The 10,752-nt window shown below is 52.9% G+C and carries 10 protein-coding genes and 1 rRNA gene (1 of these 11 cut by a window edge); 4 read left to right on the top strand and 7 right to left on the bottom strand.

All coding sequences use genetic code 11. The features are described from left to right. Nucleotides 1-639: ribosomal RNA gene (locus GC56T2_RS02635) — 16S ribosomal RNA — on the bottom strand (it extends 919 nt beyond the left edge of the window). A 586-nt stretch (nucleotides 640-1,225) separates the two neighbouring features. On the opposite strand from GC56T2_RS02635, the gene GC56T2_RS02630 reads away from it, so the two are divergent. Next, nucleotides 1,226-1,579, top strand: coding sequence for a YgzB family protein (locus GC56T2_RS02630; protein ID WP_033019299.1), 354 nt, complete (start codon nucleotides 1,226-1,228; stop codon nucleotides 1,577-1,579). Nucleotides 1,580-1,604: 25 nt separating this feature from the next. Here the strand turns inward: GC56T2_RS02630 and perR are convergent, their stop codons facing one another. The 6 genes from perR to GC56T2_RS02600 form a co-directional block, all read right to left on the bottom strand. After that, nucleotides 1,605-2,057: a peroxide-responsive transcriptional repressor PerR gene (gene perR, locus GC56T2_RS02625; RefSeq protein ID WP_144972860.1), complete on the bottom strand. Its 453-nt coding sequence runs from the start codon at nucleotides 2,055-2,057 to the stop codon at nucleotides 1,605-1,607. Nucleotides 2,058-2,283: 226 nt separating this feature from the next. After that, nucleotides 2,284-2,760 carry a thioredoxin-dependent thiol peroxidase gene (gene bcp, locus GC56T2_RS02620; RefSeq protein ID WP_144972858.1) on the bottom strand — a complete coding sequence of 159 codons (477 nt, stop codon included), beginning with the start codon at nucleotides 2,758-2,760 and terminating at the stop codon, nucleotides 2,284-2,286. Nucleotides 2,761-2,823: 63 nt separating this feature from the next. After that, nucleotides 2,824-3,228, bottom strand: a complete 405-nt coding sequence (locus GC56T2_RS02615; protein WP_144972856.1) for a potassium channel family protein — start codon at nucleotides 3,226-3,228, stop codon at nucleotides 2,824-2,826. A 302-nt stretch (nucleotides 3,229-3,530) separates the two neighbouring features. Then, the gene (locus tag GC56T2_RS02610; RefSeq protein WP_144972854.1) at nucleotides 3,531-4,316 is read right to left on the bottom strand and encodes an ABC transporter permease; all 786 of its coding nucleotides are present in this window, start codon (nucleotides 4,314-4,316) and stop codon (nucleotides 3,531-3,533) included. Nucleotides 4,317-4,320: 4 nt separating this feature from the next. Next, the gene (locus GC56T2_RS02605) at nucleotides 4,321-5,112 is read right to left on the bottom strand and encodes an ABC transporter permease (RefSeq protein WP_033844526.1); all 792 of its coding nucleotides are present in this window, start codon (nucleotides 5,110-5,112) and stop codon (nucleotides 4,321-4,323) included. After that, nucleotides 5,105-6,109, bottom strand: coding sequence for an ABC transporter ATP-binding protein (locus tag GC56T2_RS02600; protein ID WP_144972852.1), 1,005 nt, complete (start codon nucleotides 6,107-6,109; stop codon nucleotides 5,105-5,107). The genes GC56T2_RS02605 and GC56T2_RS02600 overlap by 8 nt, the downstream gene beginning before the upstream one ends. Before the next feature lie 219 nt (nucleotides 6,110-6,328). Here GC56T2_RS02600 and GC56T2_RS02595 point away from each other — a divergent pair, with 219 nt between their 5' ends. From GC56T2_RS02595 to GC56T2_RS02585, 3 genes are all read left to right on the top strand, one after another. Continuing rightward, on the top strand, nucleotides 6,329-7,615 hold the full coding sequence (locus tag GC56T2_RS02595) for a glutamate-1-semialdehyde 2,1-aminomutase (RefSeq protein WP_144972850.1): 1,287 nt from the start codon (nucleotides 6,329-6,331) through the stop codon (nucleotides 7,613-7,615). 597 nt (nucleotides 7,616-8,212) lie between these two features. Next, nucleotides 8,213-9,271, top strand: a complete 1,059-nt coding sequence (locus GC56T2_RS02590) for a class II glutamine amidotransferase domain-containing protein (protein WP_144972848.1) — start codon at nucleotides 8,213-8,215, stop codon at nucleotides 9,269-9,271. Nucleotides 9,272-9,665: 394 nt separating this feature from the next. After that, nucleotides 9,666-10,745 carry an FUSC family protein gene (locus GC56T2_RS02585; RefSeq protein WP_144972846.1) on the top strand — a complete coding sequence of 360 codons (1,080 nt, stop codon included), beginning with the start codon at nucleotides 9,666-9,668 and terminating at the stop codon, nucleotides 10,743-10,745. Nucleotides 10,746-10,752: the final 7 nt, after the last annotated feature.

Below are 10,752 nucleotides of genomic sequence, written 5' to 3'. Positions count from 1 at the left end.
TCCACGGTTGAGCCGTGGGCTTTCACATCAGACTTAAGGAGCCGCCTGCGCGCGCTTTACGCCCAATAATTCCGGACAACGCTCGCCCCCTACGTATTACCGCGGCTGCTGGCACGTAGTTAGCCGGGGCTTTCTCGTGAGGTACCGTCACCGCGCCGCCTTGTTCAAACGGCGCTCCTTCGTCCCTCACAACAGAGCTTTACGACCCGAAGGCCTTCTTCGCTCACGCGGCGTCGCTCCGTCAGGCTTTCGCCCATTGCGGAAGATTCCCTACTGCTGCCTCCCGTAGGAGTCTGGGCCGTGTCTCAGTCCCAGTGTGGCCGGTCACCCTCTCAGGCCGGCTACGCATCGTCGCCTTGGTGAGCCGTTACCTCACCAACTAGCTAATGCGCCGCGGGCCCATCCGCAAGTGACAGCCAAAGGCCGCCTTTCAACCAAAGACCATGCGGTCTTCAGTGTTATCCGGTATTAGCTCCGGTTTCCCGGAGTTATCCCGGTCTTGCGGGCAGGTTGCCCACGTGTTACTCACCCGTCCGCCGCTGACCCAACCAGAGCAAGCTCCGATTCGGTCCGCTCGACTTGCATGTATTAGGCACGCCGCCAGCGTTCGTCCTGAGCCAGGATCAAACTCTCCAATGAAAGTTGATTGGCTTTGTAAGCTTCGGCGCCGACACCAAACGTGTCAAGCGGCCTCCGCTTTTCGTATTGTCTAGCTTCGGCCGCTATCGGCTCGCGACGCTTCGGTCCTGCTGCGGCGGCAACAGCCTCCTCGCAGGCCCTCCAGCGCGTTTCGCCGATAGGCAAGCGGCCTCCGCTTTTCGTATTGTCTAGCTTCGGTCCGCCGCCGCTCGGGGTCAAATAACCTTCCCCCTCGGGGTGCAAGCACCCCTGCGGGTGAAGAACATTTGCCCGTCGCGGCGACCCGCGGACCTCAGCTTTTCATTGCGCTTCGTTTCGTTCAGTTTTCAAGGAACAAGATTTTCGCCCTTTGAAAGCGGCTTTTACATCATAGCACTTTTATTATCTGCTGTCAACATCTTTTTTATTCGTTATTATTTCTGTGATGTTTTGTTGCCGCAACAGCGATTTAAAATATATCATCGTTCGACAAGCAAGTCAATAGCTTTTTGAAACGAAATAGCATTCATTCGTCCTCGGGCGATTTTTCTTTCTTTTTTCGCTCTGCCCATGATTTATGGTATATTGGTGTTTAGGAGGGACAATCATGGCCATCAAATATTCAAGTAAAATTAATAAAATTCGTACGTTCGCCTTGAGCCTCATTTTTATCGGGGTCATCGTCATGTATGTTGGACTATTTTTCCGTACGTCCCCAATTATTATGACATTGTTTATGGTGTTCGGAATGTTGTTTCTTGTCGCGAGCGGCATCGTCTACTTCTGGATCGGCACGCTCTCGACAAGAGCCGTTCAAGTCGTTTGTCCTTCATGCGGCAAGGTGACAAAAATGCTCGGGCGCGTGGACTTATGTATGTTTTGTCGCGAGCCGCTGACGTTGGATCGTGAGCTTGAAGGGAAAGAGTTCGATGAAAAATACAACAAAAAAAGGAAAAGCTGATAGCCCCTTTTGCGCTATCAGCTTTTTAATGTGTCCGTCCTCCGCCTCTTTGGCAATCAGGACATACCCCGTACACTTCCATCCGGTGATGATCGACTTTAAATCCAGTAACGTGAGCGGCAAGCTGCTCGACTTCATCGAGCGCTGGATAGTGGAAATCGACAATTTTGCCGCACTGCTCACAGATGACGTGATAATGATTGGATGTGACAAAGTCAAATCGGCTTGACGAATCCCCATATGTCAGCTCTTTAACAAGCCCGATTTCTTTAAAGACCCGCAAGTTGTTGTAGACGGTCGCTACGCTCATATTAGGGAATTTCCCTTCCAGCGCTTTATATATCTCATCAGCCGTCGGATGGGACATTGAGCTGATCAAATACTCCAATATCGCATGACGCTGCGGCGTAATGCGTATGCCCGTCTTTTTTAACATGTCCAACGCTTCCTTGAGTTGCTCATTGACAGACACCGTCATGCACCTCACTCTCTGCAAAAGATGAAAAAAATTATCATTTTATAATATTTATAATTAGTCTACAAGGAATGTATGCGTTTTGTCAATATACATACCATTAATATATGGGACTTGAGCGTCTTTATTTAACAAAAAGAGGGCGGAAATCGTTTCCGCCCGCCACAATACATTCATTTGAGGAGGTTACTATGCATCATACGCAAAAACGTTGTTCTTGCTTGGACGCTTACCTAGATGAGGCCAATCGGGCCACCTGCGCGAGCGCCTCATCGACATGCCCCTTTACTTTCACCCCGCGCCATTCTTTGACCAATGTTCCATCGGGGGCGATAATGAACGTCGAGCGCTCGATGCCCATGTATTCTTTGCCAAAGTTTCGCTTTTTCTTCCAGACCCCATACAGTTCTGCCACCTGATGCTGCTCATCGGAAAGAAGCAAAAACGGCAATTCATACTTCTCAACGAACGTTTCATGCCGCTTGACTGGGTCTGTGCTCACCCCTAAGATAACGGCATTCAATTCGTTAAACCGTTCATAGCGGTCGCGAAAATCGCATGCCTCGGCCGTGCACCCGGGCGTCATGTCCTTTGGATAAAAATAAAGAATAACATACTGACCGCGAAAATCGGAAAGCGACACCATTTCCCCGTTGCTTGCTGGCAAAGTGAAATCCGGGGCTGGCTGGCCAATCACTGCCGTCATGGCATTCCCTCCGTCTTCGTTGTTTTCTTTTAGCGTAGCGAAGACGAAGAGAATTTGCAACTGTCAGCGATGGTCCCAGTCCAATACGGTGCGTGTAACGATAACCGCTGGCATAATGTAACCGAGAAGCGCTTCCGCGATCGCGATCCAACGCCCGATGCCGATCGGGGTCACATCCCCGTACCCGACGGATAAGAGCGTCATGCCGCTTAAGTACAAGCTATCCTCAAGCAAAGCGAGACGTTCTCCTGTGGCACTGTTCGGAGACGGAGTAAACACTTGATGGCCGTTGATCTGCAAAATCATGTAAATCATAGCAAACCCAAGCATCATCGTTACGTACCACTGAACAAGCACCCATAAGCTGTCGAGCGAAAGCCGGTGCGTCGCTTGCACGCGCGCCGTCCAAAGCGAGGTGATACTGCCTAGGATGACGGCGGCAATCACTCCGAGGAAGGCGTAATCCATCGCATCCCCCCATCTTTGTCCGTTGTTCATATATACGTGGCCGGACAAGCAATTATGACGGGGAGGAACGAGCGCGGAGTGAAACAACCGGCCGCGCCAAGGCGCCGTCTGTCGAGTTGCTCATCCAGTCAAATGGCAAGTTGTCATTTTGACCGAACGCACTCCTCACTGGAAAAAGAAGTGGGCAGCCAGCTCAGTGAGGCGCAAATCGCGTTGTCATGGCGACTCCTCACCGGAAAAAGAAGCGGGCCAGCACCTCTTTCAGCGTCGCGGCGCTGTGGTGAAACCAACGGACAGGGCAGTCAGCTCCCCGTCCCGCGATACCGCCTCACCCCAGCGTTCCAAAGCATGACGGCGATGGCAAAAAACAAGGCGCCGACTACCGGAGTGAAAAACGCGTAGCCATACCATTCTTCCTTGCGGAGAAAATACGAAGCCGGATAGACGCCGACGAAGGCAAACGGAAGCAGCCACGTTAAAATATAGCGGATGACGCGATGGTAAATATCGACCGGGTAGCGGCCATAGCTGCTGATGTTGTACATCATCGGCATGATGGATGTGCGGGCATCGGCAAAAAAGCTAATCGTCGCCAGTGAAATGAAAATGCCGGCATAAATGAACGCGCCGCCGATCACCAATAAAACAAAGATAAAGAGATCATACCAATGAAACGTAAGCGACAGACGGACGCCAGCGTACACCATAATAATTAACCCCGGTATGGCCCCGAGCAACGATTCGAGCTCCATCCGCTCGAGAATGATCTGAAACAGGCTGTGCACCGGGCGCGTCAACACGCGGTCCATTTCGCCTTGGACAATGTAGCGCTCATTAAAATCCCATAAGTTGAAAAAGGCCGCAAATACGGCGTACGGCACGAGGAAAAAGCCGTAAATGAACAACATCTCATCGCGCGACCAACCTTGAAGGAGCGGCGTATGGCTGAACACAACGAGCAAAAAGATCAAGTTGACCGCCTGAGCCATCAAGTCGGACAGCCACTCCACGAACAAATCGGCACGATATTGCAGTTTCGTCTTCATGTATTGCGCCATGTATTGAAAAAAGACTGATAGATAAAACAATCGTTTACCCCCCTTGCACGACGAGCCGCTTTTTCGCCATCCGCCATAACACCCCAATCGGCAAAAGCAGCAGCGCGCACCACGCCGCCTGCATGAGCAGGCCATCGCGAACGGCGGCGCCTTGGAAGCTTTCCGTAACAATCATGCTCGGGATATAGCTGATCGCCTGAAACGGAAAATAGTGCATCCATCGCTGCGCCCAATCTGGATAAAAGGAAAGCGGCAAAATCAACCCGGAAAACAAGTCGATGATAAACCGCTTCGCCCGCAGCAACCCTTCATTGCGGAACGTAAAAAACGTCACAACCCCCGCAAGCAAGTTCAGCTCGGAAAAAATGATAAAGCTGAATAGAAGCGACAGAGCGAAGGCGAACCACGTTTTCGCGTGTTCCGGAAACTGCAGCGGCAAAAAAAGCGATACGACCAAAAGCCCAGGCAATGATAAAAAGAACAGGCGGAACAGCCCCTCGCCAAGCCCTTGCACCGCTTTCATTCCCAAATAGCTGTACGGGCGGATCAATTCCACCGCTACTTTTCCATCCCGGATTTCCATGGCGATTTCGCGGTCAAGGTTGTTAAAATAAAACGCCCGCGCCAGCCAAGAAATGGCGACATACGTCGTCATTTGCTCAAGCGACATCCCTTGCATCGACGGCCTGCCCCCATAAACGGCCGACCAAAGGAAGTAGTACGCCGCAATGTTAATGGCGTAAATGAGAATCCCCGTATAATAATTGGTCCGGTAAGCGAGCATCATTAAAAAGCGGATGCGAATCATTTCCATATACTTATCCATGCACCGCACCCTCTTCGTAAATGTGGCGAACGATCTCTTCCGTCGACGCTTCATAAATCCGAATATCTTGCAGCGGGTAGCGGGCGGCGACGCGGCTGACGACTTCCGGTACTCCTCCCGATGGAACGTGCGCCACCCAAATGTTCGGCTGCTCTCCTTTTTTCCAGACGACATCCAAGCCAACCGTCAGCTCCTGCAAAGACGGAGCGGTCGTTGCTTCTGTGAATGTAAACGCCACCCGTTTTCCTTGTCCCCACTTTTCTTTTAACGTTTCGAGCGAACCATCATAAATGATTTTTCCTTCGTCAAGCATGATCACCCGCTCGCACAGCGCTTCGATGTCTGACATGTCGTGCGTCGTCAGCAAAATCGTCGTTCCGTACCGCTCGTTCAACTGTTTCAAAAACTGACGGATGTTGAGCTTGACAAGCACATCGAGACCGATTGTCGGCTCGTCCAAAAACAACAGCGGCGGATTGTGAATGAGCGCGGCGGCGAGCTCGCAGCGCATCCGTTGCCCGAGCGACAGCTTGCGCACCGGCTTGTCAAGCAGCGATCCGATCTCAAGCATCTCGATCACCTCGCCCATATGGCGGTCGTACTGTTCATCGGGAACGCGGTACACTTTTTTCAACAAGCGAAACGATTCTTGAACTGCGATATCCCACCACAATTGCGAGCGCTGGCCGAACACAACGCCGATCGTGCGCACAAATTTCTCCCGCTCTTGATGCGGGTTCATCCCGTTGACGACGATGCGACCTGACGTCGGGGTTAAAATACCGGTCAACATCTTGATCGTCGTTGACTTGCCGGCCCCGTTTTCGCCGATATAGCCGACGATTTCACCTCGCTTGACAGCAAAAGAAATGCCGTCAACCGCCCGAACGGTCGTGTAACGGCGCGTCCATAAATCGCGAAACGCTCCGACGAGGCCGGAGCGGCTTCTATGGACTTTAAATTCTTTTCGCAGCTGTTCAACTTCAATGATGTTCATCGTTCTCCTCCCGCCTCTTTAGTTGCCGACCAACAAAGGGGTTTGCCTGTTTTCCGTTACATCGCCATTCATTATACATAAATCATCGTCATTTGCACCTGTTTTGTTTCTCATCCATACCAAAGGCGCTCGTTTGTGCGCGCGAACACCCTAGCCGCAACTGACAACCCCATTATGGTAAAATAAAGGCGCAGTCATCGGAAACAGGAGGATCAAACGATGCAGTGGACCAAATCAGAACAATTCTATGAGGAAGCACTTAAGCACATTGTCGGCGGGGTGAACAGCCCCTCCCGCTCGTATAAAGCCGTCGGCGGCGGAGCGCCAGTCGTGATGGAACGGGCGCAGGGGGCGTATTTCTGGGATGTAGATGGAAACCGGTACATCGACTATTTGGCCGCCTACGGGCCGATCATCGCCGGCCACGCCCATCCGCACATCGCAGAAGCCATCCGGCGCGCCGCCGAAACCGGGGTGCTGTACGGCACGCCAACGCCACATGAGATTACGTTCGCCAAAATGTTAAAAGAGGCGATCCCGTCGCTTGAAAAAGTGCGGTTTGTCAACTCAGGAACGGAAGCGGTGATGACGACGATCCGCGTCGCCCGCGCCTACACCGGCCGCAGCAAAATCGTCAAATTTGCCGGCTGCTACCATGGCCATTCAGATCTTGTGCTCGTCGCCGCCGGCTCGGGGCCTTCAACGCTGGGGACGCCGGATTCAGCTGGCGTGCCGCCAAGCATTGCCCAAGAAGTGATTACGGTGCCGTACAATGATGTGGAATCGTTCCGTGAAGCGATGAACGTTTGGGGCGAGCAGGTTGCAGCCGTATTGGTCGAACCGATCGTCGGCAACTTCGGCATCGTCCTGCCAAAACCGGGCTTTTTAGAAGCGATCAATGAGGTGGCCCACAAGAAAGGGGCGCTTGTCATTTACGACGAAGTGATCACCGCCTTCCGCTTTATGTATGGCGGAGCGCAAAACTTGCTCGGCATCGAACCCGACTTGACAGCGATGGGGAAAATTATCGGCGGCGGCTTGCCGATCGGCGCATACGGCGGACGCCAAGACATTATGGAACAAGTCGCTCCGCTCGGCCCAGCGTACCAAGCGGGGACGATGGCCGGCAACCCGGCGTCGATGCTCGCTGGCATCGCCTGCCTTGAAGTGTTAAAGCAAGAGGGCGTCTACGAACATCTGGATCGGCTAGGAGCCATGCTCGAAGAAGGCATCCTCGCCCATGCCCGCCAATGCGGCCTGCCGGTGACCGTCAACCGCTTAAAAGGCGCGCTCACCGTCTTCTTTACGGAAGAAAAAGTCGAAAACTATGAGCAAGCCCAGCGCAGCGACGGCACGTTGTTTGCGAAATTTTTCAAGCTCATGCTCAAACAAGGAATCAATCTTGCACCGTCCAAGTATGAAGCATGGTTTATCACCCTCGCTCATACCGAAGACGACATCGCCTACACGATCGATGCCGTTGGCAAAGCGTTCCGACAACTGTAACTGCCTCTTTCCTTGCCGAAGCAGGAAGGACGAAAAGCGGCTGTTCCCAGCAAGCCGCGCGGAAATGATGGGGAAAAATCCATAACGAATCGCTAGAACGGGAGGTGGCGGGCCAATCGATTGCCGAACGTGGGAAAAGCGATCATGAATCGCCGGGACGGGCAGAAAACTCGGCCTGTCCACCGACATGTCCAGAAGGGCGCCTTTTCTAAACATTAGGTGCCCTTTCCATCGCGACCGAGCCGCTCTTCACTCCTTTTTGGCGATGGAGCACGCCAGAAAACCAACAGTTTATTCCAGTTCGGAAATGACATTGCAAAGCCCGATCCAAGATGAAATCTCCAACCTCCGAGATGTTGAACGTTTCCCTTTTGCCCCGCAAACGTCCATGCGAGGGGAACATGGCCGTTTTCGTCAAACTTTTCGACAATTTTGTGAACATGATCACCCCCTAACAAACGTCCATTGATTTCCTCTGCCCCCCATGGTATGATAAACAACAAATTTTGAAAATTAAGACTCCCCTTTTTCCGTCATGCTTTGAGAGGAGGTGGCCGGCGCCACGGGAGCGTGCGCTTCCGCCTGCGCCTAACGTTCATGGACCAACCAACAGCCAACGCGGCCCAAGCGGCGAAAGGGCAGCCCGCCTTTTTCGCGGCGGTCATGGAAATCAACGGGATGGGAACAAAGAGCCATACGAACGCCGTCCTAGAAACGCTCACCGGCTGGAGCCAATCGGCCGACCGACACTGTCGTGAAGCGAATATTGCCGTTCAGTTTGATATTCCGCGCAAGCTGTGGATGGATAAGCTCGCCAACGCCGGACAAAACCCGGAAATTGCCGCCAACGACCATTTCATCGTCGGCCATGTGCTTCTTTCCTGCTCCGCCCGTCCGGAGCCGATTCAAGCGGGCCTGCGCCAACTGATCAAACAGTTCGGCTTCACTCTGCTGTTCGAATCGACTCGGCCATCTTGGCAAAAAAATTCCTTGTTTTGGCAAGTCGCCATGCTGCCGAGCGATGTGTTTTCCCTATCCGATCGCTTGTTCCGCCTAGCAGTCGCGATGGAGCGGCAAACGGATGTCCGCGTCGCTTCGCTCAGCCATCTCCACGTCATCTACGAAGCGAACACCGTGGACGAATTGCGGCGCGACCTAGATGTATCCCATCCGTTCTTCGCCTCATCGGTTGCCTTTGCGTATGCCCAAACGGCGGATGCGCCTCATGGTTATCGGCGGCTTGGGGCAGCTGGTCTGCTCGTCGATGGCGGCGAGACGTCCGCTTCATCCGTGGAAACGCTCGTCTACGACAATGGCTACAGCTTGCTCGAGGCGGCCGCGCTTGTGTTGACGCCAGAAACGGTCCCGTCCCCGCCGCGGCCGTACAGCAGATGCATCGTCGCCAGCTTGGATCATGAAGCGATATGGCTGGCTGAAACGGAAGGGGCGCTGTGGAGAACGGAATCGCTTTCCCGTATCTTCATCACTACTGAACCGTACGGCGACAACGCCGAGCCGTTGCCCCCTAGTCGGCCGTTGGCTCTTGTCCGCTCGGCCGCTGGATCATTGCTGTGGCTTGAGGGAACCCGCTTCCGGCAAGAAGTAAACGCTCGCCTTTCCAACCGCCGCACCCCTCGCCTTCCCGTCGCGTTCTAAACTTTCGGCCAACGAAGGTGTCCCAAAAGGCTGGGACACCCTCTCTCATCGCTATATCGAGGCACTAACTGCTTCCCTGCCATACGGCTCTATCTTTCTTGAGGAGAGATTGCCTTTTCGGTCAGCCCCTCTCTCACCGCTATATAGGCACTAGCTGCTCCCTTGCCACACGATATGCTCTGTCTGTTTTGAGGGGGAGATCGCCTTTTCGGTCAGCCCCTCTTTCATTGCTTCTATATGCGTGCCGACTGCTTCTGCCACCTGATAGGGTTGCTATCTTGGGGCAGGCTATTTTTTGGTCAGCCCCGTTCTATTTTTTCCTTGAACTCATATAGAAAAGTGTGTATAGTACTGAATGGTTCAGGAAAACGAAAAAGGAGAGTTTTGATCATAGATGAAACTCGGTGCCCGCATTTTGAAAACGGGGATCGCCGTAGCGCTGGCGTTGTTTCTCGGGGCGCTCTTTCATTTTCCGTCTCCGGTGTTTGCCGGCATTTCAGCGGTGTTCGCGATGCAGCCGACCATTTATCGTTCGTATTTATCGCTGATCGAGCAAGTGCAAGCGAATGTGATCGGCGCCTTGTTTGCCATTGCCGCCGTTCTTATTCTCGGCCGTGATCCGTTGATCGTCGGGTTAACGATCATGATTGTCATCGCCCTTTGCCTGAAAATGCGCCTCGAATCCTCGACAATTTCGGTCGCGCTCGTGACCGTGATCGCGATTATGGAATATACTGACCGGCAGTTTATCGAGTTTGCAGCCATCCGCTTTCTCACAATCATGCTCGGCGTTTTTGCCGCTTTTCTTGTCAACTTGATTTTTTTGCCGCCCAAATATGAAAAAAAATTGTATGAAAAAATTAGCGGCGAAACAGAAACAATTTTAAAATGGATTCGCCTCCATAAACAACAGGCAGCCGATCATCATCGCTTAAAAGACGAGATTGAAACATTGCATGAAGAAATGACAAAACTGGAGCATCTGTACTTCATGTATAAAGAAGAACGCACGTACTTCCGGCGCCTGCGCTTCCAAAAATCGCGCAAGCTCGTGTTATACCGGCAAATGATCGCCGCCGCCCATCGCGCGTTGTCCGTCTTGAAATGGCTTCATCAGCTCGAAAACGAGTTCACCCGCTTGCCGGCTGAACTCCGCGAAGCCATTTGCTTGCACCTTAGCGACTTGCTCGACTATCACGAACAGCTGTTGCTGAAATTTATCCATAAAGCCAAACCGCTCCCCCACGACAAAAGGGCCGAGGAAATCGGCCGCCAACGCGAACGGCTCGCCTCCGCTCTTTACGCTGGCGGCGAACCGCCTGCTGAGTATCGGTTGTTTTCGTTGATTGGAGCGCTCATCGATTACGGGGACCGGCTTGAACATCTTGACAAACTTATTGACAGCTTCCATCATTATCACTACGATGACAAACTTGAAAAAGAGCTCGAAAAGGCAACAGGCGGCCGCTCGTAGCGGACCG

It is taken from the genome of Geobacillus sp. C56-T2 (genome assembly GCF_007829715.1).
In the GTDB taxonomy this organism is placed as follows: Bacteria; Bacillota; Bacilli; order Bacillales; family Anoxybacillaceae; genus Geobacillus; species Geobacillus icigianus.
This window is presented reverse-complemented; position numbering and strand designations above follow the sequence as displayed.